The 21,112-nt window shown below is 62.0% G+C and carries 18 protein-coding genes; 11 read left to right on the top strand and 7 right to left on the bottom strand.

All coding sequences use genetic code 11. The features are described 5' to 3' along the window. Positions 1 to 15: 15 nt before the first annotated feature. From nfsB to HMPREF3140_RS21380, 3 genes are all read right to left on the bottom strand, one after another. Positions 16 to 669 carry an oxygen-insensitive NAD(P)H nitroreductase gene (nfsB, locus tag HMPREF3140_RS21390; RefSeq protein WP_004178896.1) on the bottom strand — a complete coding sequence of 218 codons (654 nt, stop codon included), beginning with the start codon at positions 667 to 669 and terminating at the stop codon, positions 16 to 18. A 119-nt stretch (positions 670 to 788) separates the two neighbouring features. After that, a complete protein-coding gene (locus tag HMPREF3140_RS21385; protein ID WP_004142557.1) occupies positions 789 to 1,157 on the bottom strand; it encodes an MmcQ/YjbR family DNA-binding protein in 369 nt (122 codons plus the stop codon). Beyond that, positions 1,157 to 1,738, bottom strand: a complete 582-nt coding sequence (locus HMPREF3140_RS21380) for a TetR/AcrR family transcriptional regulator (protein WP_004176968.1) — start codon at positions 1,736 to 1,738, stop codon at positions 1,157 to 1,159. The genes HMPREF3140_RS21385 and HMPREF3140_RS21380 overlap by 1 nt, the downstream gene beginning before the upstream one ends. 179 nt (positions 1,739 to 1,917) lie before the next feature. Here HMPREF3140_RS21380 and HMPREF3140_RS21375 point away from each other — a divergent pair, with 179 nt between their 5' ends. Both HMPREF3140_RS21375 and HMPREF3140_RS21370 read left to right on the top strand, forming a co-directional pair. Next, positions 1,918 to 3,033: an MBL fold metallo-hydrolase gene (locus tag HMPREF3140_RS21375; RefSeq protein WP_165454719.1), complete on the top strand. Its 1,116-nt coding sequence runs from the start codon at positions 1,918 to 1,920 to the stop codon at positions 3,031 to 3,033. A 30-nt stretch (positions 3,034 to 3,063) separates the two neighbouring features. Beyond that, positions 3,064 to 3,405 carry a RamA family antibiotic efflux transcriptional regulator gene (locus HMPREF3140_RS21370; protein ID WP_002893035.1) on the top strand — a complete coding sequence of 114 codons (342 nt, stop codon included), beginning with the start codon at positions 3,064 to 3,066 and terminating at the stop codon, positions 3,403 to 3,405. A 17-nt stretch (positions 3,406 to 3,422) separates the two neighbouring features. Here the strand turns inward: HMPREF3140_RS21370 and HMPREF3140_RS21365 are convergent, their stop codons facing one another. Then, positions 3,423 to 3,671 carry a DUF1158 domain-containing protein gene (locus HMPREF3140_RS21365; RefSeq protein WP_002893037.1) on the bottom strand — a complete coding sequence of 83 codons (249 nt, stop codon included), beginning with the start codon at positions 3,669 to 3,671 and terminating at the stop codon, positions 3,423 to 3,425. A gap of 502 nt (positions 3,672 to 4,173) precedes the next feature. Here HMPREF3140_RS21365 and HMPREF3140_RS21355 point away from each other — a divergent pair. The 3 genes from HMPREF3140_RS21355 to HMPREF3140_RS21345 are packed head-to-tail and all read left to right on the top strand — an operon-like array spanning position 4,174 to position 11,135. Then, positions 4,174 to 6,897 carry a cation-transporting P-type ATPase gene (locus HMPREF3140_RS21355; RefSeq protein WP_032410986.1) on the top strand — a complete coding sequence of 908 codons (2,724 nt, stop codon included), beginning with the start codon at positions 4,174 to 4,176 and terminating at the stop codon, positions 6,895 to 6,897. Positions 6,898 to 6,949: 52 nt separating this feature from the next. Next, a complete protein-coding gene (locus HMPREF3140_RS21350; RefSeq protein WP_032410987.1) occupies positions 6,950 to 8,029 on the top strand; it encodes an efflux RND transporter periplasmic adaptor subunit in 1,080 nt (359 codons plus the stop codon). A 13-nt stretch (positions 8,030 to 8,042) separates the two neighbouring features. After that, the gene (locus HMPREF3140_RS21345) at positions 8,043 to 11,135 is read left to right on the top strand and encodes an efflux RND transporter permease subunit (protein ID WP_032410988.1); all 3,093 of its coding nucleotides are present in this window, start codon (positions 8,043 to 8,045) and stop codon (positions 11,133 to 11,135) included. A 348-nt stretch (positions 11,136 to 11,483) separates the two neighbouring features. On the opposite strand, the gene HMPREF3140_RS21340 is transcribed toward HMPREF3140_RS21345, so the two are convergent. Both HMPREF3140_RS21340 and HMPREF3140_RS21335 read right to left on the bottom strand, forming a co-directional pair. Next, the gene (locus tag HMPREF3140_RS21340) at positions 11,484 to 12,203 is read right to left on the bottom strand and encodes a phosphodiester glycosidase family protein (RefSeq protein ID WP_032410990.1); all 720 of its coding nucleotides are present in this window, start codon (positions 12,201 to 12,203) and stop codon (positions 11,484 to 11,486) included. Positions 12,204 to 12,250: 47 nt separating this feature from the next. Then, positions 12,251 to 13,366 (bottom strand): YbdK family carboxylate-amine ligase, encoded by a 1,116-nt coding sequence (locus HMPREF3140_RS21335; protein WP_004176954.1) that lies wholly within the window; start codon positions 13,364 to 13,366, stop codon positions 12,251 to 12,253. 326 nt (positions 13,367 to 13,692) lie between these two features. Here HMPREF3140_RS21335 and HMPREF3140_RS21330 point away from each other — a divergent pair, with 326 nt between their 5' ends. From HMPREF3140_RS21330 to HMPREF3140_RS21305, 6 genes are all read left to right on the top strand, one after another. Beyond that, a complete protein-coding gene (locus HMPREF3140_RS21330) occupies positions 13,693 to 15,360 on the top strand; it encodes an ABC transporter substrate-binding protein (protein WP_023279744.1) in 1,668 nt (555 codons plus the stop codon). A gap of 18 nt (positions 15,361 to 15,378) precedes the next feature. Beyond that, the gene (locus HMPREF3140_RS21325; protein WP_004178910.1) at positions 15,379 to 16,332 is read left to right on the top strand and encodes an ABC transporter permease; all 954 of its coding nucleotides are present in this window, start codon (positions 15,379 to 15,381) and stop codon (positions 16,330 to 16,332) included. 2 nt (positions 16,333 to 16,334) lie between these two features. Beyond that, on the top strand, positions 16,335 to 17,228 hold the full coding sequence (locus tag HMPREF3140_RS21320) for an ABC transporter permease (protein ID WP_004178912.1): 894 nt from the start codon (positions 16,335 to 16,337) through the stop codon (positions 17,226 to 17,228). Between the two features lie 3 nt (positions 17,229 to 17,231). Beyond that, entirely contained in the window at positions 17,232 to 18,269 is a 1,038-nt protein-coding gene (locus HMPREF3140_RS21315; RefSeq protein WP_004223507.1) for an ABC transporter ATP-binding protein, read from the top strand. Further along, positions 18,259 to 19,269 (top strand): ABC transporter ATP-binding protein, encoded by a 1,011-nt coding sequence (locus HMPREF3140_RS21310; RefSeq protein WP_032410991.1) that lies wholly within the window; start codon positions 18,259 to 18,261, stop codon positions 19,267 to 19,269. Before HMPREF3140_RS21315 ends, HMPREF3140_RS21310 begins: the two co-directional genes overlap by 11 nt. Before the next feature lie 97 nt (positions 19,270 to 19,366). After that, positions 19,367 to 20,635, top strand: coding sequence for a Zn-dependent hydrolase (locus HMPREF3140_RS21305; RefSeq protein ID WP_012737600.1), 1,269 nt, complete (start codon positions 19,367 to 19,369; stop codon positions 20,633 to 20,635). Between the two features lie 103 nt (positions 20,636 to 20,738). On the opposite strand, the gene HMPREF3140_RS29400 is transcribed toward HMPREF3140_RS21305, so the two are convergent. Further along, a partial coding sequence (locus tag HMPREF3140_RS29400) for a DMT family transporter (RefSeq protein WP_228705084.1) occupies positions 20,739 to 21,112 on the bottom strand: 374 nt, incomplete at its 5' end.

Raw genomic sequence — 21,112 nt, 5'->3', positions numbered from 1 at the left:
CCCGGCAGAAGGGAATTAAATCTCGGTAATGGTCGTCGACTGCGGCAGACGCGACTTCGGCAGGGTAGCGTTGAAATCTTCTACGCTATGGTGGCCGACCGGGACTACCACCAGGCTGGTGTAGCCCTGGGCTTTCAGGTCAAATTCCTCATCGAGGATCGCAAAATCGACCCCTTCAATCGGCACGGCGTCGAGACCCATCGCCGCTACGCCCAGCAGGAAATTGCCGACGTTGAGATACACCTGTTTCGCCATCCACTGATCGTCATCTTTCAGCTCTTTGCGGTGCATATCGGCAAAGAAGGTGCGACCCTTGTGGTTAGCGGCTTTTGCGTCCGGGGTGGCGAAACGGCCATCGGCCTCTTCCTGATCCACCACGCGCTGCAGCCAGGCGTCGTCCATCGCGGTTTTCGCGCAGAACACCACCACGTGCGAGGCGTCGAGAATTTTACGTTCGTTGAACACGTAGGTGCCGCTGGCGGCTTTCGCCACGCGAGCTTTCCCTTCATCGGTGCTGGCGACAATAAAGTGCCACGGCTGGGAGTTGGTGCTAGACGGGCTGTACTGCAGCAGCGTTTTCAGCTGTTCCGCTTCCCCGGCAGTCAGCTTTTTCGTGGCGTCAAAGGCCTTGGTGGAATAGCGCTTCAAAGCGACCGATACGATATCCATAACTCTTCCTCACAGTTTACAGCACCTTACCGGTGCGTTCAGGAGAGGAAGAGTACAGCGAAGATCGCAAAATGATAAGGGTGAAAAATGCGATAACACTTATCGCATTTGGCTGAAAATCAGCGCGGACGCAGGCGCTGCTGCGCCTTTTTACTCAGCTTGTTCACCACCTGATGCCACGAATCGTCAATCAGCTCGGCCAACAGATCCTCGCTGATATCCTCTCCTGGCACCACCGTGATCCAGTGTTTCTTGTTCATATGGTAGCCGGGTTCGATACTGCGATAAATTTGCTGATTCAGCAGCGACTTCTGCGGCTCGGCCTTGAGATTGACCAGCGCCCGCCCGCGAATAGTCATGGTGATCATAAAGATGCGGCCGTCGACCTTAAACACGTCGTACTCTGGCCCAAAGGGCCAGCAGTGTTCGGTAAACGGGTAGGTCAGGGCGATACGGTGAGCGCAGGGATGCAGTGTTTCCGGCGTCATTAGGCGTCCGCCTCATGCAGGGCGTGCCACATGGCTTCAAAGCCGAGGGCGATAATCTCCCGGGCGCGCTGCGGATCGTGGCTGGCGAATTCGATGGTGGTTTCCGCCAGCGACAGAAACAGGGCGTCGCCAAAGGCGCGGTACGCCTCGCTGAGGAATATCTCTTTCACCGACAGCTGGCACATTTCGTTGAGCTCCGGAAAGCTCTCTTTTACCTGGCGGCGGGTTTCGTCGGTGATGCGCTCGCTGAGCGCCATCCGGCGGATCGCTTTGTGCTCCATCGGGTTGCGCACGCCCCAGTCGATATAGCTGTTCCAGATATTGCGCGCGTTCTCTTTCGGGCGCTTCTCGTCCGGATCCAGCCCGGCGATCATTGTGCGCACCAGGCGCAGCTTAATCGCGAGGTACAGCTCGTTGAGCAACTCATCCTTGGTGGCGAAATAGCGAAACAGCGTTCCCTCGGCCACACCGGCGCTGCGGGCGATGGCCGACGTCGAGGCGGCTATGCCGGACTGGGCGAAAGCCGCGGTGGCAGCTTCCAGTAACGCTTGCTTTTTATCTTCACTCTTTGGACGAGCCACTACTTTTTTCCTCACGCAGGTTTAAACAAACCGCCGATCTTGGCACGTCTGACCAGGTCGCTGCAACGGCGGAACGCAAAAATTGAAAATCGTCTTGACGACTTTCATCGCTTTCCTAATAATGAGTGCGTACTCACTCATAATCAAGTTATATCATAAAGCCTCCGGGATGGGGGCTTTTGTCTGGTCAGGATATGAACCGTGTCACTTTCAGCGTGGTCGCCATCATGTTACTCGCAGCAGCAACGACATTGCCGTTTGTTCTTAATGCCGGTTTTGGTAAGGCGCCGCAGGGGGCACAGCTTAGCCAGGTGGAAGCGTCTCCCCACTACCGGGATGGCCAGTTCCATAACCAATTGCCCACGCCAGGGTTCACCGGGCAGAAAAATATGCTGGCGGCGTGGTGGGATTTCCTGATGACCAAACGGGAAAACGCCCGTCCCGCGCAACCGCTGCCGCTGGTGAAGACCGATCTGGCGACGCTGCCCCTCGGGCAGGACGTGATGGTCTGGCTCGGCCACTCCTCCTGGTACCTGCAGCTGGCGGGAAAACGCATCCTGATCGACCCGGTGTTCAGCGATTACGCGGCGCCGTTCTCCTTTATCAATAAAGCCTTCCCCGGCGACTATCCGTGGCGGGCGGAAGGGATGCCGGAGATCGATCTGCTGATCATCTCCCACGATCACTACGACCATCTGGATTACGCCACCATTCGCGCCTTACTGCCGAAAATTAAGCGGGTCATTACGCCGCTGGGGGTCGGATCGCATCTGCGCTACTGGGGAATGGACGGGGCGCTGATTACCGAAGCGGACTGGCAGCAGGCGGTACCGGCCAGCGACGAGCTCACCGTCCACGTGCTGCCGGCGCGGCACTTTTCCGGCCGTGGGCTGAAGCGTAACCAGACGCTGTGGGCCAGTTTTCTGTTCGTTACCCGGCAGCAAAAGATTTATTACAGCGGCGACAGCGGGTATGGGCCGCACTTTAAAGCAATAGGCGATGAGTTCGGTCCGGTCGATCTGGCGATCATGGAGAACGGGCAGTATGACCAGGACTGGAAATATATCCACATGATGCCGGTTGAAACGGCTCAGGCTGCCGACGACCTGCGCGCTCGCGCGGTGCTGCCTGGGCATGCAGGACGATTCGTTTTGGCGAAACACAGCTGGGATGAACCGTATCAACGGCTGGCGGCTGCCAGCGAAGGAAGGGCCTGGCGTCTGCTGACGCCTGTGCAGGGCGAGCCGGTGTGGGTCGCCGATAAGACGCAATCATTTAACGCCTGGTGGCGCTAAGCGCCAGTGCAGTATCAGAGGAGAGAGCATATGACGATTTCCGCTCAGGTGATTGATACTATCGTCGAGTGGATTGATGATAACCTGCATCAACCGCTGCGTATTGATGATATCGCTCGCCATGCCGGGTATTCGAAATGGCATCTGCAACGGCTGTTTTTACAGTACAAAGGGGAGAGCCTGGGGCGCTATATTCGCGAAAGGAAGCTGCTGCTGGCCGCCCGCGATCTGCGCGACACCGATCAGCGGGTCTACGATATCTGCCTCAAGTATGGCTTTGATTCGCAACAGACCTTTACCCGCGTCTTTACCCGGACCTTCAATCAGCCGCCGGGCGCCTACCGCAAAGAGAACCACAGTCGCGCCCACTGAGGCGCGCCTCTCCTGGTTTACCGCTCGAGGGAAAACCAGCGACGCCACACCCAGCGCAGCACCAGATACTCAATGGCGCCCAGCGCTAAGAACCACAGACAAAACAGCACCGTATAGAGCTGGTTGAGATCCATCATATGGAATGTCTCAACCAGCTTTTGCGCCAGCGTCAGGCCCAGCGAAGGCGCGGGCAACAGCAGACAGGAGAGCAGGGCCAGCAGTAAGATCCCGGCGGCGGAGAGCAGCGTTTCCAGTGGATGTTTCATGTCATGTTAATCATCAGTTAAAAAACATATTGTCCGGTAAAATAATGCTTAACGCAATATGCTTTGTTTTTTTACTCGCTATAACACGACTATTTTAAATATTATCGCCTGCCTTTCGCTCTCATGTTAATTAATCTGAAATAATTTGTAATTAAGTTAATTGCAGCCGGGTGTAAATTAACGTCATTATTATGCCAGCGCTTTTACAAAACTGTAAGTGCTATATCCCACCAGCGTAGCAATGATGATAGCTAACGCGATGTACAGCGCCAGACGGCGCCCGCGGTAGATTCCAAACATATTTTACCTCGTTTAGTTTTGGTTTATTAATATTCTGTAATAGTTGGTTTGTGGAATTAACTTATCACAAAATTTTTATTTTGCGAAAAATTTAGACTTGTATTGGTTCACATTTTTATCGGCATTTTTGCCCTCTTTTACTTAATTGGCCAGGAATGATTTCAGGCTTTCCGACTCACGGAATTTATAAGGAAAATGTAAATTGACCAAGATGAATAACCCAAAGTTTACGACGCCCTCGGGCGACACCGCGCCACGGCAGGTCTGGCAGCAGACCGTTGACGCAGTGCTGGCGCAGACCAAAAGCCAGGCCGCTGGGTTAAGTTCCGCAGACGCCGCCGAGCGCCTGAATACCTGTGGGCCGAACGCGCTGCCGGAAAAGAAAGGCAAACCGGGCTGGCTGCGCTTTCTCGCCCACTTTAACGACGTACTGATTTACGTGCTGCTGGCCGCCGCGGCGCTGACCGCCATCATGGGGCACTGGGTCGATACCCTGGTGATCCTCGGCGTGACGGTGATTAACGCCCTGATCGGCCATATCCAGGAGAGCAACGCCGAAAAATCGCTGCAGGGGATCCGCAACATGCTCTCCAGCGATGCCCGCGTCCAGCGTAACGGCAAGCATGAGACTATCCCGACGCGCGGCCTGGTTCCGGGGGATATCGTTATCCTGCGCGCCGGCGACCGCGTGCCGGCGGATATGCGCCTGATTGAAACCCACAACCTGCGGGTGGAAGAGGCGATCCTCACCGGCGAGTCGACGGTGGTGGATAAAATCACCGACGCGCTGGAGGGCGATCTGCCGCTGGGCGACCGGGTGAACATGGTCTTCTCCGGGACCACCGTCAGCGCCGGCGGCGGCGTCGGCGTGGTGACCGCCACCGGCGCGCAGACCGAACTCGGCCATATCAACCAGATGATGGCGGGTATTGAGAAGCACCGTACCCCGCTGCTGGTGCAGATGGATAAGCTCGGCAAAGCGATTTTCGCCATTATTCTCGCCATGATGGTGGCGCTGTTTATCTTCAGCCTCGCGCTGCGGGATATCCCGATGGGCGAGCTGCTGCTGTCGCTGATTAGCCTGGCGGTAGCCGCGGTACCGGAAGGACTGCCGGCGATCATCTCGATTATTCTGTCGCTCGGCGTGCAGACGATGGCGCGCAAGCGGGCGATTATTCGTAAGCTGCCGACCGTGGAAACCCTCGGCGCCATGACCGTGGTCTGCTCGGATAAAACCGGCACCCTGACGATGAACGAAATGACCGTCAAAGCGATCATCACCGCCGACTGCTGCTATCGGGTGGAAGGCGACAGCTACGAGCCGCAGGGGCGGATCTTCCTCGAGGGGAGCGATGAGCCCGTGCAGGTTCAGCCCGGCACCGTGCTGGAGACCTGGCTGCGCACCATCGACCTGTGTAACGACAGCCAGCTTACCCAGGATGAGCGCGGTCTGTGGGGGATCACCGGCGGGCCGACCGAAGGGGCGCTTAAAGTGCTGGCGGCGAAAGCGCAGCTCCCGGCGGTGGAGGCCCGTCTGGTGGCCAAGATCCCCTTTGACTCGCAGTACAAATATATGTCGACCCTGCAGCACATCGATGGCGATGCCCGGGTGCTGATCACCGGTGCGCCGGACGTTATCTTCGCCATGTGCCGCGAGCAGATGAGCCGCCACGGCGCGGTGCCGTTCGAGGCGCAGTACTGGGAAGAGGAGATGGCGCGCTTCGCCCGTCAGGGACTGCGGATGGTGGCGGCGGCCTGTAAGCCGGCCAGCCTTGATGCCACCACCCTCAACCATGAGGACCTGCAGGAGGGACTGATTTTCCTCGGCATCGCCGGGATGATGGATCCCCCGCGTCCGGAAGCCATTGACGCCATCCACGCCTGCCAGACCGCCGGCATACGCGTGAAAATGATCACCGGCGACCACCCGCAGACGGCGATGAGCATCGGCCAGATGCTGGGGATCACCAACAGCAGCCAGGCCATGACCGGCTACCAGCTGGAGCACATGGACGATGCGGCGCTGGCGAAGGCGGCGGTGGAGTACGACATCTTTGCCCGTACCAGCCCGGAGCATAAGCTGCGCCTGGTTAAAGCCCTGCAGGATAACGGCGAAGTGGTCGGCATGACCGGCGACGGCGTTAACGACGCGCCGGCGCTGCGCCAGGCCGACGTGGGTATCGCCATGGGTATCAAAGGCACCGAAGTCACCAAAGAGGCGGCCGACATGGTGTTAACCGATGATAACTTCGCCACCATCGCCAGCTCGGTAAAAGAGGGCCGTCGGGTCTATGACAACCTGAAGAAGACCATCCTCTTCATCATGCCGACCAACCTGGCGCAGGGGCTGCTGATCATCATCGCCCTGCTGGCGGGGAACATTATTCCGCTGACCCCGGTGCTGATCCTGTGGATGAACATGGCGACGTCGGCGACGCTCTCCTTCGGCCTGGCCTTTGAGGCCGCAGAGCGCAACGTGATGAACCGTCCGCCGCGTAAAACCGGCCAGCATGTGATGGATGGTTTCGCCGTGTGGCGAGTGGCTTTCGTCGGGTCGATGATCGCGATTGCCGCCTTTATCCTTGAGGCCTGGCTGGCGCCGCGCGGCCACAGTCCGGAGTTTATCCGCACCGTGCTGCTGCAGATGCTGGTGACGGCGCAGTGGGTCTACATGATCAACTGCCGCAGCAGCGACAGCTTCTCCCTGAGCATGGGTCTGCTGCGCAACAAAGGCATCTGGCTGGTGACCGGCGTCCTGCTGCTGATGCAGCTGGTCATTATCTATGTCCCGCTGATGCAGAGCATGTTTGGTACGGAAGCGCTGCCGCTGCGCTACTGGTTTGTCACTCTGGTCATCGGCGTCGCCATGTTCCTGGTGGTGGAAATAGAGAAGCGTCTGACGCGCCGGTTCCGCAAAACGGCCTGAACAATCTCGCGCGCCTCGCTGCAGGCGCGCGTTACTGTCGCAAGGATCCTCTATGATTAAAACCTTCCGCTTTGCTCTGCTGGCCTGCGGTCTGGTCGTCGGCGCCCTGACGGCGACCGCCGCGCCGGCGGTGCCGGTCCGCGTCGCCACGGTTGAACTGGCTCCTCATGCTGAAGAACGCGCTATCCCCGGGCGGGTCGAGGCGATCCGCGCCGTCGACATTCGCGCGCGCACCGAAGGGGTGATTGTTCAGCGCCACTTCCAGGACGGCCAGTATGTTACCGAAGGCGACCTGCTGTTTACCCTCGACGACGCGCAGCCCCGCGCGGCGCTGGCTCTGGCGCAGGCCGAGCTGAAAAGCGCCGAAGCCTCATTACGTCAGTCGCAGCAGTTGCTCACTCGCTACGAGCGGCTTATCAACAACCACTCCATCAGCCGCAACGACGTCGATACGGCCCGGATGCAGCGCGACGTCGCCGCCGCTGCCGTACAGCAGGCCAAAGCCCGCGTCGAGGCCCAGCAGATTGTGCTCAGCTACACCCGGATTGCGGCGCCGGTGACCGGTCGCGTGGGCCATAGCGCCTTTCACGTCGGGACGCTGGTCAATTCGTCCAGCGGCGTGCTGGTGGACATTGTGCAGTTGGATCCGGTGCGGGTCTCGTTCGCCCTCGACGAAGCCGCGTTTTTCAGCAAAACCGGCCAGCACGCCGATATCCACGCTCTGAAGCAGGCGTGGCTGGCGCAGATTGAGGTTGATGGTAAACGGCGCGACGGGGTGTTGACCTCTATCGATAACCGGATCGACGCCCGCACCGGCAGCGTAGCGGTGCGGGCCGAGTTTGCCAATCCGCAGCACCGTCTGCTGCCGGGCGGCAGCGTGACGATCCTGTTCCGTCCGCAGGAACTGCCGTCGCGAGTGATGGTCCCTGCTGCCGCCGTGCAGCAGGATCCGCAGGGCTTTTTCAGCTGGGTGCTGAAGCCGGACCACACCGCCGGGCAGCGTCGTCTGACCCTCGCGGGGCAGCAGGGGCAGCAGTTTGCGGTCGAGAAAGGGCTGCAGGCGGGCGAGCAGGTGATCACCGACGGCGCGCAGCGGTTGCGCGAAGGCGCCGCGGTGCAGGTGCTGAACTAGCTAAGGAGAAGGGATGCTGACCTTTTTTATCCGTCGTCCGCGATTTGCCATGGTGATCGCGCTGCTGCTGACCTTTGTCGGCGCAGTGTCGCTGAAGCTGATCCCGGTGGAGCAGTACCCGGCGATCACCCCCCCGGTGGTGAACGTCAGCGCCAGCTGGCCGGGCGCCAGCGCGTCAGACGTGGCGGAAGCCATCGCCGCCCCGCTGGAGACCCAGCTCAACGGCGTCGATCATATGCTGTATATGGAGTCCACCAGCTCGGATGAGGGGACGTACCGCCTGAGCATAACCTTCGCGGCAGGCACCGACGCCGACCTGGCGGCGATCGACGTGCAAAACCGGGTGTCGCAGGCGCTGGCGCAGCTCCCGGCGGAGGTGCAGCAGAATGGGGTCCAGGTCCGCAAGCGCGCCAGCAACCTGCTGATGGGGGTGAGCCTCTACTCGCCGCTGGGCACGCTGTCGCCGCTGTTTGTCAGCAACTACGCCAGCACCCAGGTGCGCGAGGCGCTGGCCCGCCTGCCCGGCGTCGGCGAGGTGCAGATGTTTGGCGCCCGGGATTACAGCATGCGTATCTGGCTGCGCCCGGACCGCATGAACGCGCTCAACATCACCACGGATGATGTCGCCCAGGCGCTGCGCGAGCAAAATGTGCAGGGCGCGGCGGGGCAGGTGGGCACCCCGCCGGTATTTAACGGCCAGCAGCAGACGCTGACCATCAACGGGCTGGGGCGTCTGAACGAGGCGGCCAGCTTTGGCGAGATTATCCTCCGCCGCGGCGCGCAGGGGCAGCTGGTGCGCCTCGCCGACGTGGCGACCATTGAGCTGGGCGCCCGCAGCTACAGCTCCGGCGCCCAGCTGAACGGTAAAGCGTCGGCCTATCTGGGGATCTATCCGACGCCCACCGCCAACGCCCTGCAGGTCGCCAGCGCAGTGCGTGCGGAGCTTAACCGCCTGCACACTCGCTTTCCGGCGGATCTCACCTGGGAGGTGAAGTTCGATACCACCCGCTTTGTGGCGGCGACGATCAAAGAGATCGGCGTCTCGCTGGCGCTGACCCTGCTGGCGGTGGTCGTGGTGGTGTCGCTGTTTTTGCAGAGCTGGCGGGCGACGCTGATCGTAGTGCTGGCGATCCCGGTGTCACTGATCGGCACCTTTGCGGTGCTCTATCTGCTGGGCTACAGCGCCAACACCCTCAGCCTGTTCGCGATCATTCTCGCCCTGACGATGGTGGTGGATGACGCCATTGTGGTGGTGGAGAATGTGGAAACCAAAATGGCGGAAGGGCTGGATCGCCTGCAGGCCACCGCCCAGGCGCTGCGGCAGATCGCCGGGCCGGTGATCGCCACGACCCTGGTGCTGCTGGCGGTGTTTGTGCCGGTGGCGCTGCTCCCGGGGATCGTCGGCGAGCTGTACCGGCAGTTTGCCGTGACGCTCTCCACCGCGGTGGCCCTGTCGAGCCTGGTGGCGCTAACCCTGACGCCGGCCCTCTGCGCGCTGCTGCTGCGCCCGCGTCCTGCCCGGCCAGCGGCGGTGTGGCGGGCGTTTAACCGTCTTCTCGACGGCACCCGCGACGGCTATGGCCGGCTGGTAGGCTGGATGAACCGCCGTCCCTGGCTGGCGCTGGCGGCGACGGTGGCGGCAGGCGCGCTGGTGGCGTTCAGCTTCACCTCGATGCCGAAAGGCTTCCTGCCGCAGGAAGATCAGGGTTACCTGTTTGCCAGCGTGCAGCTGCCGGAGGCGGCGTCGCTGGAGCGTACCGAAGCGGTGATGACCCAGGCGCGCAAGCTGCTGATGGCTAACCCGGCGGTGGAGGATGTGATTCAGGTGTCCGGGTTCAACATTCTCAACGGCACCAGCGCCTCTAACGGCGGGTTTATCTCGGTAATGCTCAAGGACTGGCATCAGCGGCCGCCGCTGGATGCGGTGATGGCGGATATTCAGCGCCAGCTGCTGTCGCTACCCGAGGCGACGATCATGACCTTCGCGCCGCCGACCCTGCCGGGCCTGGGCAATGCCTCGGGGTTTGATCTGCGCATCATGGCGCAGGCTGGTCAGTCGTCGGCGGAGCTGGAGCAGGTGACGCGGGAGATCCTCCAGCTGGCGAACCAGCATCCGCAGCTGAGCCGGGTGTTTACCACCTGGAGCAGCAACGTGCCGCAGCTGACCCTGACGGTCGACCGCGACCGGGCGGCGCTGCTGGATGTGCCGGTGGCGCACATCTTCAGCAGCCTGCAGACGGCGTTCGGCGGCACGCGCGCCGGCGATTTCAGCCGTAACAATCGTGTCTATCATGTGGTGATGCAAAATGAGATGCAGTGGCGCGAGCGGGCTGAGCAGATTAGCGAGCTGTACGTCCGCAGCCGCGACGGCGAGCGGGTGCGGCTGAGCAATCTGGTCACCATTACGCCGACGGTGGGGGCGTCGTTTATTCAGCAGTACAATCAGTTCCCGTCCGTGTCGGTGAGCGGTTCAGCGGCCGAGGGGGTCAGCAGCCGCACGGCGATGGCGGCCATGGAGCAGATTTTGCAGGCCCATCTACCGCCGGGATATGACTATGCCTGGAGCGGGATCTCCTGGCAGGAGCAGCAGACCAGTAATCAGGCGGTGTGGATCGTGCTGGCGGCGGTGGCGATGGCGTGGCTGTTCCTGGTGGCGCAGTATGAGAGCTGGACGCTGCCGGCGAGCGTCATGCTCTCGGTGCTGTTCGCCATCGGCGGAGCGCTGCTCTGGCTGTGGACCGCGGGCTATGCCAACGATGTGTATGTTCAGATAGGGCTGGTGCTGCTGATCGCCCTGGCGGCGAAGAATGCGATTCTGATCGTTGAGTTCGCCCGCAGCCGGCGCGAGGAGGGGCTGTCGATAGTCGACGCTGCGCGAGAGGGGGCTACCCGCCGCTTCCGCGCGGTAATGATGACCGCGGTGTCGTTTATTATCGGTATCATGCCGATGATGCTCGCCACCGGCGCCGGGGCGCAGAGCCGGCGGATCATCGGCACCACGGTATTCAGCGGGATGCTGGTGGCGACGATGGTTGGCATCCTGTTTATCCCGTCGCTGTATGTACTGTTTCAACGTATGCGCGAGTGGGCGCATCGGCGGGGGTAAGCGCGGCGCTACCGGTCGGTAACGGGGATACTCCAGGCTGCAACGACTACCGGGCGGTCCCCTCTCCCTTTGGGAGAGGGGGAGGGTGAGGGTGGGTTTTGCGTTCACGTTGCGTTTGGGCGTGAACCCCGCCTTATCTGCCGACCTCCGGTTCGCTGATTTCAGCGGGAATCAGCCCTGCTGCACGCCCGTAGATTTCAGGAGCCACACCATAGCGAACATACTCTGTAGGCCCGGTAAGCGCAGCGCCACCGGGCAAGGACATCGGGCACGGCGGCAATACCTTGCCCGGCCTGTCGTTAATTTATTCACTCTCCTGGCTGGAATGGCCGCCCCCAAATGCGCCCGCTATTTTCTCTCCACCGTTATCATGGTCACGAACGGATGATACTGCCACGGCACGCTGCCGCCTTTGCGGTACATCTTCGACAGGGTGCCGTCGAGATAAAGCATCTGCCGCACGCCAAGCTCTGACTGCGCATAGCAGGCAAAATCGTAAAAGTTGGTCTCGCGATCGCTGAGCATAAACACCACCCGGCCCTGCTTATCGATACCAACCCCGTTGCGCAGCTTGCGCGAACTGGCGGAGGGCTTCAGTCGCCAGTTGATGACGCCATTTTCAATCAGCATCGGGCCGGACTGCACCGCATAGCGGATGGCGGGAGAGGGTTTGTACGCCGGCAGCGGCACGATTTTCGCCCGGCCGTTTTCCACCAGGAATACGCCGCCGGGGCGGATAAAGAAGTTCCCGCCGCCGGCGGAGCGGTTGACCGGCGTCAGCCGTTTGCCGTCTTCGATATACAGCCCCAGCGGCGCGTAGGCCTTATCGTAAATGCCGCCGTTCATCGCCATCTGCACTCGGCCGTCGCCATCGATACCCGCCAGCAGCGAACGCAGGGAACCCCAGGCTTTGCCGTGCCGATCCTGCCAGTACATCGCAATGCGCTCTTTCTGCGCATCCACCCGATAGCTCTGCAGGGTCAGCGTCGGGTCGGTGAGGGTACAGGCGGCGCTGGCGACGGCGGCCAGGGGCAGCAGCGCCAGAGGGAGCAGGCAACGTAATAACATGGGCAGTCCTTTCTATAGTCTGCGCCGAGTATACCCGCCTCGCTGCCTTATGCCGCCCAAATCTCACAGTGTTTTTGCACCAGCCCGGAAAGCGAACCGCCGTTGGCGATAAAGTCGCGCATCTGCTGCGCCTCGCTGTGCGGCGATTTCGCCTGGCGAACCACCGCCTCCAGCGCTGCCGTCGCCTTCAGCTGATGGGCGAAAGGGGCCAGCCGGTCGGCGAGCTGCAGGATCTCCTGGCGGATGCTGCGCTGCTCCCCGCTGCGCACGTCGGTGAGGGTCCCGTCCAGCCCGTAGCGGCAGGCCTGATAGCGGTTAAAGGGGTACAGCAGATAATCATCAGGCTGGTGCTTAAAAGGGCGCTCCGTCAACAGCCAGCAGGCCAGGGTCTGAATAAAGCCGGCGATGTGGATCGCCTGGGCAAGGGTCAAGGGGGTGTCCATCACCCGCACCTCGACGGTACCAAACTGCGGGCTGGGGCGAATATCCCAGTGCAGATCCTTCATGCTGTCGATCATGCTGGTGTAGCTCAGCTGGCGGAACAGGCGACGAAACCCCTGCCAGTCGGCCACCCACGGCATCGGACCGTTGTCGGGATAGGAGGAGAAGCGGTTCAGGCGTGAACAGGCGAAGCGGCTGTCGGTACTGTCAAACCACGGTGAGGCGGCGTTAAGGGCGATGAAGTGCGGTACAAAGCGCGACAGGCCATGCAGCAGATAGATGGCGTCGTCACCGCTCTGGCAGCCGACGTGCACATGCTGGCCAAAGACCGTCGCCTGCTGTGCCAGATAGCCAAAATGCTCGACGGTTTTGACATAGCGCGGGTTATCGCTGATTTGCTGGCGCTGCCAGGCATGAAAGGGGTGGGAACCGCCGCCGCAGATCTGCAGATGATGGCGCAGCGCCGCGCGCTGGACCGCCTGCTGGATGGCGCTGAGCTGGATTTGCGCATGGCTGATGTCGCGGCACACCCCGGTGGCGATCTCCAGCATGCTCTCGGTGATGTCGTGTTTGGCTTCTCCCACGGTCAGCTCATGCTGGACGTCGGCAATCAGCGTCGAGGCATCCTGGCTGAGATCGTAACCCGGCGGGTTCACCACCTGCAGCTCCAGTTCGATACCGAGGGTAAAAGGATCGGAGCGGTGAAAATCGGCTAAAGGCATAGTCTCTCCCGGTCGATGTGTTCCCTGAAGTATAGAAGGGATTGATCCCGACGGAGAATACGCGGCGGCGGTGGACGGGGGATGAATAAAAAGTGACGCAGAGTGATTATTTGAAATTTGCCATATAGCGGCTGGTGCAATTCTGCAACATATTTCCCGCTGGCGGTGCGGCGGAATAAGATGCAATTATTTTCCCATAATTATCATGGTGATAATATAAGTCATTCTTATTTTACCGGTCGGTTTTGGCCTATTTTCGTCCGCGTAAGAGCTGGTACGCATTTTGCCTGTTAATCCGTGACACTTTATTTAACAGGGATCATGTGATGCACAAAAAGACGTTATTTTCGCGTGCCGGTCGTCTCGCCGTGGCGGTGAGCGGCGCACTGGCCCTGGCGGGCGCCGCCTTACCTGCCAACGCCTCCACGCTGCGGATCGCCATGACCGCCGCGGATATTCCGTTAACCCTTGGCCAGCCGGATCAAGGCTATGAGGGCAACCGCTTTACCGGCATCCCGCTGTACGACGCGCTGGTGGAGTGGGATCTGTCGCAAGGTGAAAAGCCCAGCGGTCTGGTGCCGGGGCTGGCGACCGAGTGGCACATCGATCCGCAGAACACCAGCCGCTGGATTTTCACCCTGCGTCCGGGGGTGAAGTTTCATGATGGGACGGAGGTGAACGCCGACGCCATCGTCTGGAACGTGGATAAGGTGCTGAATAAAGCGGCGCCGCAGTACGCCCCGGGTCAGATCGGCAACACCCTGTCGCGCATGCCGACCCTCACCGGCGCAGAGAAAATTGACGACCACACCGTGGCGCTGACCACCTCGGAACCGGATGCGCTGCTGCCGTACAACATCACCAACCTGTTTATCGTCTCGCCGACGGCGTGGCAGAAGCAGTATGACGCGGTGCCGGCCAGCGTGAGAGATAGCGCCGCGCGCAGCAAACAGGCGTGGACCGCCTTCGCCGCCCACGCGGTGGGTAGCGGCCCGTTCAAACTGGAGAAGCTGGTGCCGCGTCAGCAGCTGATCCTCGATAAAAACCCCGACTACTGGAACAAAGATCGCATTCCCCGGGTGGATAAAGTGGTGCTGATCCCCTTGCCGGAGGCCAACGCCCGTACCGCGGCGCTGTTGTCGAAGCAGGTGGACTGGATTGAAGCCCCGGCGCCGGACGCCATCGATCAGATCAAGTCTCAGGGTTTTCACCTCTACGCCAACACCCAGCCGCATCTGTGGCCCTGGCAGTTCTCCTTTGAAAAAGGATCGCCGTGGCAGGACATCCGCGTGCGCAAAGCGGCCAACTTGTGTCTGAACCGTGCCGAGCTGAAGAGCTACCTCGGCGGCTACATGACCGAGGCCACTGGGGTCTACGAGGCTGACAGCCCGTGGCATGGCAAACCCACCTTCCAGATAAAATATGACCCGGACGCCGCCCGCCAGCTAATGACCGAGGCCGGATACAATGCCAGCAAACCGCTGCGCGTCACGGTGGCTACCTCGGCCTCCGGCTCCGGGCAGATGCAGCCCTTGCCGATGAACGAGTATATCCAGCAGAGCCTGAAGAGCTGCTTCTTCAATGTGGATATCAAAGTGGTGGAATGGAACACCCTGTTTACCAACTGGCGCCTGGGCGCCCGGGACCCCTCGGCGAAAGGGATCGATGCGATCAACGTCAGCGCCGCGGTTAACGATCCTTACTTTGGCCTGATCCGCTTCTCGACGGCCAAAGCGTTTCCGCCGGTGGCGACCAACTGGGGTTACTTTTCCACGCCGGAGACGGAGAAGCTGGCCGCCGCCGTCAAGCACGCCTTTACCCCGGCGGAGATGAACAAAGCGGCCGGTGAGTTGCACGCCGCGCTGGTGGATCAGGTGCCATTCCTGTTTGTCGCCCACGACGTCGGGCCGCGTGCGATTTCCCCTGCGGTGACCGGGGTGGTGCAACCGCAGAGCTGGTTTATCGACCTCAGCCTGGTGAGCAAAAAAGAGTAATCGCGAAAGGGGCGACCGATGATCAATACGCTGCTATACCGCATTCTGCTGGCTATCCCCACCATGCTGGGGGTGGCGGTGATCTGTTTCATGCTGGTGCAGATCGCCCCGGGCGACCCGCTGGTGTCGGTGATGCCGCCGGACGCCTCGGAGGCGCTGCGTCAGACATTAATGCAGGCTTACGGCTTTGATAAGCCGCTGCCCCTGCAGTTTATCCACTGGCTGTGGCGGGCGCTGCACGGCGACCTTGGTATGTCGGTCGCCACCGGCCGCCCGGTGATAGACGAAGTGATGACCGCGGTGGCTTACTCTCTGCGCCTGGCGCTGCTGGCGACGGCGATCGGTTTTGTCCTCGGCAGCCTGTTCGGCTTTGTCGCTGGCTATTTTCGCAACAGCGTCATTGACCGTCTGGCCTCGGTATTGTCGGTGTTTGGCGTCAGCGTGCCGCACTACTGGCTGGGGATGCTGCTGGTGATCCTCTGCAGCGTCAAGTTCGCGCTGCTGCCGGCCACCGGCGGCGGGCCGATAGGCGAGGTGGGCTGGCAATGGGACTGGGCGCACCTGCAGTTCATGCTGCTGCCGGCCCTCACCCTGTCGGTGATCCCGACCGGGATTATCGCCCGCACCGTGCGCTCGCAGGTGGCCGATATCCTCAGCCAGGAGTTTATCGTTGGCCTGCGCGCCCGCGGGCTCAACGAGTCGCGCATCTTTGTCCATGTCATGAAAAATGCCGCGCCCACCGCGCTGGCGGTGATGGGGCTGCAGGTGGGCTATCTGATGGGCGGCTCGATCCTTGTGGAGACCGTTTTCTCCTGGCCGGGAACCGGATTGCTGCTCAATACCGCCATTTTTCAGCGCGACCTGCCCCTGCTGCAGGGCACCATCTGGGTGCTGGCGCTGTTTTTCGTGCTGCTCAACCTGCTGGTGGATATTCTGCAGACCACCCTCGATCCGCGTATTAAGAGGAGCTGACCATGGTGGATACGGCAACGACGAAAGCGGTCCCGGCCGCAGCGGCCCACGCTACCCGGCAAGGTTACTGGCGCGGCGTGCTGCGCCGCCTACTGCGCGACCCCGGCGGGGTGGTGGTGGGCGTGGTGATCCTCCTGCTGCTGGCCCTGGCGCTGTTCGGTCCGTGGCTTATCGTCAAAGATCCCTATCAAACGTCGATGTTCCTGCGCCTGAAACCCATCGGCAGCGATGGCTTCCCGCTGGGCTCGGATGAGCTGGGACGCGACATGCTGTCGCGGCTGATCCTTGGCACCCGACTGTCGCTGTTTATGGGAATTGTCCCGGTGGTGTTCGCCTTTTTTATCGGCGGGGCCATCGGGATTATCGCCGGCTATACGGGCGGCAAAACCAATACCGTGATTATGCGCACCGTGGATGTGTTCTATGCCTTTCCCTCCGTCCTGCTGGCGATTGCGCTGTCGGGAGCGTTGGGGGCGGGCATCGGCAATGCGCTGTTGTCGCTGACCCTCGTGTTTGTCCCGCAGGTGGCGCGGATTGCCGAGAGCGTGACCGCCCAGGTGCGGCATATGGACTATATCGACGCCGCCCGGGCCACTGGCGCCAGCGCGTTGACCATTATCCGCGTCCAGGTGTTGGGCAACGTGCTCGGGCCGATCTTCGTCTTCTCCACCGGGCTGATTTCGGTGTGCATGATCCTCGCCTCCGGCCTGTCGTTTCTCGGCCTCGGCGTGCGGCCGCCGGAGCCCGAGTGGGGGCTGATGCTCAATACGCTGCGCACGGCAATCTATACCCAGCCGTGGGTGGCCGCCCTGCCGGGCCTGATGATTTTTATCACCTCCATTTCGTTCAATATCCTCGCGGACCGCCTGCGTGCGGCAATGGCGATTAAGGAGTAAGCGATGCAACCCTTTATCAATATCGACCTTGGCGGGCCGGCGCAGCCGCTGCTGAAGGTCAATCACCTGCTGAAGTACTTTCGCGGCGGCAAAGGCCGGGAGGTGGTGCAGGCGGTGGACGATATCAGCTTCACGGTGATGAAAGGCGAAACCCTGGGGGTGGTCGGCGAGTCGGGCTGCGGCAAATCGACCACCGCCCGGCTGCTGATGCAGTTGCTCACCCAGGACAGCGGCGAACTGATCTTCGACGGACAGGGGGTCGGCTCGTCACGTCTGCCGCTGAAAGCCTACCGTCGCCAGGTGCAGATGGTCTTCCAGGATAGCTATGCTTCGCTCAATCCGCGCCTGACCATGGAGGAGAGCATCGCCTTCGGCCAGCGCGTCCACGGCGTCAGCGCCAGAGAGGCCAGCGAATATGCCCGCTATCTGCTGGCGCACGTTGGCCTTGAGCCGGCGCGCTTTGCCGACCGCTACCCGCATGCGCTCTCCGGCGGCCAGCGGCAGCGGGTGAATATCGCCCGCGCGCTGGCGATGAAGCCGCGGCTGGTGATCCTCGATGAGGCAGTGTCGGCGCTGGATAAATCGGTGGAAGCCCAGGTGCTGCAGCTGCTGCAGGAGCTGAAACGGACTCTTGAGCTGACCTACGTGTTCATCAGCCACGATCTGCACGTGGTTCGCTGGCTGTCGGATCGGATCCTCGTCATGTACCTTGGCGAAGTGGTGGAGATTGGCCCGGCGGAGCAGCTGTTTACCGCCTCCGCCCACCCCTATACCCGGGCGCTGTTAAGCTCGATGCCCTCCATGGACCCGGAAAACCGCACCCTGACCTCGCCGCTGAGCGGCGATCCCCCCAGCCCCATCGCGCCGCCGAGCGGCTGCCGCTTTCACACCCGCTGCCCGCATGCGAAGGCGGTCTGCGCCGAGGTGAAACCGCGGCTGGAGGCGGTCGGGGAGGGGCACCAGAGCGCCTGCCTGATGGCGCAGCCGGCCTCGCCCTGGCATCAAAGCATCCCCCTTAAGGAGGTCAGCCATGTCGGATAACGCCTTTGTCCATGTGCGCGACCTGCGGGTCGTCTTTCGCCGCGACGGGCAGACCATCAACGCGGTCAACGGGGTCTCCTTTGAGGTACAAAAGGGGGAGGTGATGGCGCTGATTGGCGAGTCGGGTTCCGGCAAGAGCGTGACCCTGCGGGCGCTAATGCGCCTGCACCCGCCAGGGAGCAGTGAGCTCTCCGGCACCCTGCAGGTGGGGGACGACGAGGTGCTGACGATGAGCGCCAGCCAGCTGCGGCACTATCGCGGCGGACGCTGCGCGATGATTTTTCAGGAGCCGCTGCTGGCCTTCGATCCGGTCTACACCGTCGGGCAGCAGATTATTGAAGGGCTGCGCCGCCACGAAGGGCTGTCGCGCCAGGCGGCCCGGGACAGGGCGCTGGAGGCCCTGAGCCAGGTGCGCATTCCCAGCCCCGAGCGGCGGCTGGATGCTTACCCGCACGAGATGTCCGGCGGAATGCGCCAGCGGGCGATGATCGCCCTTGCGCTCTCCTGTAACCCGCAGCTGCTGCTGGCGGATGAGCCGACCACCGCCCTCGACGCCACGGTGCAAATCCAGATCCTGATCCTGCTGCGCGAGCAGCAAAAGCAGCGCGGGCTGTCGATCGTGTTTGTGACCCACGATATCGGCGCCGCGGTGGAGATCGCCGACCGGGTGGCGGTGATGTACGCCGGGCGGATCGTCGAGGAAGCGTCGATGAGCGAGATCCTGCGCCACCCGCGCCATCCTTATACCCAGGTGCTGCTGGGCAGTCGGCCGAAAGAGGGGCTTAAGAAAGGTGATGCCCTGCACTGCATTCCCGGCGCGCCGCCGGATCTGGCGCGCTTGCCGCCCGGCTGCGCATTTGCCGAGCGCTGCCCGCACCGTCGCCCGGTCTGTGAGCAGAGTCTGCCGCCGACGGAATCCGTCGCGGAACGCCACGCGGTGAGTTGCCACCGCTGGCGCGAGCTGGCGATTGACGCTAACGCCCAGGCCCTGGCCGTCTGATCGGCGGCAAAAAACCATACAGGATGAAGACCAGGCGTTGATAGCGCATTTCCACCGCCGGTTACGCTGGCGGCGACCTTGATGTCAGGAGACCACCATGAGCAGTGATGTACTTTTTACCCCCGCGACCGACACCACCGGCTGGCGCATCAATGGCGACCGCCTGTGGGCGTCGTTAATGGATCTCGCGCAGATCGGCGCCACGCCGAAGGGCGGCTGCCGCCGTCTGACCCTCACCGACCTCGACCGCCAGGGGCGGGACAAGGTAATAGGCTGGGCGCGGGAGGCCGGGATGAGCGTCACCATCGATAAAATAGGCAATGTATTTATGCGCCGGGAAGGCCGCAACCCCGGCCTGCCGCCCATCGTCTCCGGCAGCCATATCGACACTCAGCCCACCGGCGGCAAATTTGACGGCAACTACGGCGTGCTGGCGGCGCTGGAGGTGGTGCGCACGCTCAACGATCTGCAGATTGCCACCGAGGCGCCGATTGAGGTGGTGTTCTGGACCAACGAAGAGGGGTCGCGCTTTGTGCCGGTGATGATGGGCTCTGGGGTCTTTGCCGGCGTCTTCCCGCTGGAGGAGACCTGGGCCGTCACGGATAAAGAGGGCATCAGCGTCGGCGAGGCGCTGGCGCAGATCGGCTATATTGGCGAGCAGACCCCGGGGGAGCATCCCGTCGGCGCCTATTTTGAGGCGCACATTGAGCAGGGGCCGATTCTCGAAGATGAAGCGAAAACCATCGGTATCGTGCAGGGCGTGCTGGGGATCCGCTGGTACGACTGCGTGGTCACCGGCCAGGCCTCGCACGCCGGACCCACGCCGATGCGCCTGCGTCAGGATGCCCTACAGGTGGCGACCCGCATTATGCAGGAAGTGGTGGCCATTGCCGGGCGCAGCGAAGAGGGACGCGGCACGGTCGGTAGCGTGCAGGTGTGGCCCAACAGCCGCAACGTGGTGCCCGGGGAGGTCACCTTCTCCATTGATATGCGCAATCTCAGCGATGCGCTGGTGGACGAGATGGATCGCCAGCTGCGGGCGTTTATCGCGGAGGTTGAGCGGGAGAGCGGTCTGCAGGTGGCCCTGAAGCAGGTAAGCCACTATCCGGCGGCGCCGTTCGATGCCGAATGCCAGCAGGCCATTGCCGATGCCGCGCAGCGGCTGGGCTATCCGGCGCGGCCGATCGTCTCCGGCGCCGGGCATGACGCAGTGTATATGAGCTACCTGGCGCCCACCGGGATGATTTTTATCCCCTGCAAGGACGGGATCAGCCATAACGAAATTGAGTATGCCTCGCCGGAGCACGTCGCCGCCGGCGCCAACGTGCTGCTGCAGGTGATGCTTCAGTACGCGCGGCCGGTGTAGACGGTCGTCCTCCCCGGCGACGCGACCTCCAGCCGTTTATCATGCTATAGCCCGGGTAAGGCGGTTACGCCGCCGCGACCCGGGACGGCGGATGACGGGGCGGTCAATCACGGCTCTGGCTCCCTGCGCCAACCCGCTGGCGGCCAAATTTGCGCGAGCCCACCACGCACAGCACCACGCCCAGCGTGACCGCCAGCATCAAGGGGCTGACGGTTTCGTGCAACAGCGCCGCCGACAGGCCTAGTCCGAAGAACGGCTGTAATAGCTGGAGCTGGCCGACGGCGGCGATCCCGCCCGCGGCCAGCCCTTTGTACCAAAAGATGAAACCGATCAGCATGCTGAACAGCGACACATAGCTGAGCGCCGCCCAGGAGGAGGCCGAGATGGCATGCCAGGAGGCGGGCTGAACCAGCAGCGAGGCGGGGAGCATCAACGGCAGGGCAATCACCAGCGCCCAGCAGATCACCTGCCAGCCGC

Origin of the sequence: Klebsiella sp. HMSC16A12 (assembly GCF_001808265.1) — a bacterium.
Lineage (GTDB): Bacteria > Pseudomonadota > Gammaproteobacteria > Enterobacterales > Enterobacteriaceae > Klebsiella > Klebsiella pneumoniae.
Note: the sequence above shows the minus strand (reverse complement) of the source record. Positions and strands in the feature narration are given on the sequence as shown.

Coding starts and splice junctions, on each gene's coding strand:
- nfsB (WP_004178896.1), bottom strand. CDS start 669: ATGGATATCGTATCGGTCGCTTTGAAGCGCTATTCCACCAAGGCCTTT.
- HMPREF3140_RS21385 (WP_004142557.1), bottom strand. CDS start 1,157: ATGACGCCGGAAACACTGCATCCCTGCGCTCACCGTATCGCCCTGACC.
- HMPREF3140_RS21370 (WP_002893035.1), top strand. CDS start 3,064: ATGACGATTTCCGCTCAGGTGATTGATACTATCGTCGAGTGGATTGAT.
- HMPREF3140_RS21365 (WP_002893037.1), bottom strand. CDS start 3,671: ATGAAACATCCACTGGAAACGCTGCTCTCCGCCGCCGGGATCTTACTG.
- HMPREF3140_RS21350 (WP_032410987.1), top strand. CDS start 6,950: ATGATTAAAACCTTCCGCTTTGCTCTGCTGGCCTGCGGTCTGGTCGTC.
- HMPREF3140_RS21345 (WP_032410988.1), top strand. CDS start 8,043: ATGCTGACCTTTTTTATCCGTCGTCCGCGATTTGCCATGGTGATCGCG.
- HMPREF3140_RS21340 (WP_032410990.1), bottom strand. CDS start 12,203: ATGTTATTACGTTGCCTGCTCCCTCTGGCGCTGCTGCCCCTGGCCGCC.
- HMPREF3140_RS21335 (WP_004176954.1), bottom strand. CDS start 13,366: ATGCCTTTAGCCGATTTTCACCGCTCCGATCCTTTTACCCTCGGTATC.
- HMPREF3140_RS21330 (WP_023279744.1), top strand. CDS start 13,693: ATGCACAAAAAGACGTTATTTTCGCGTGCCGGTCGTCTCGCCGTGGCG.
- HMPREF3140_RS21325 (WP_004178910.1), top strand. CDS start 15,379: ATGATCAATACGCTGCTATACCGCATTCTGCTGGCTATCCCCACCATG.
- HMPREF3140_RS21320 (WP_004178912.1), top strand. CDS start 16,335: ATGGTGGATACGGCAACGACGAAAGCGGTCCCGGCCGCAGCGGCCCAC.
- HMPREF3140_RS21315 (WP_004223507.1), top strand. CDS start 17,232: ATGCAACCCTTTATCAATATCGACCTTGGCGGGCCGGCGCAGCCGCTG.
- HMPREF3140_RS21310 (WP_032410991.1), top strand. CDS start 18,259: ATGTCGGATAACGCCTTTGTCCATGTGCGCGACCTGCGGGTCGTCTTT.
- HMPREF3140_RS21305 (WP_012737600.1), top strand. CDS start 19,367: ATGAGCAGTGATGTACTTTTTACCCCCGCGACCGACACCACCGGCTGG.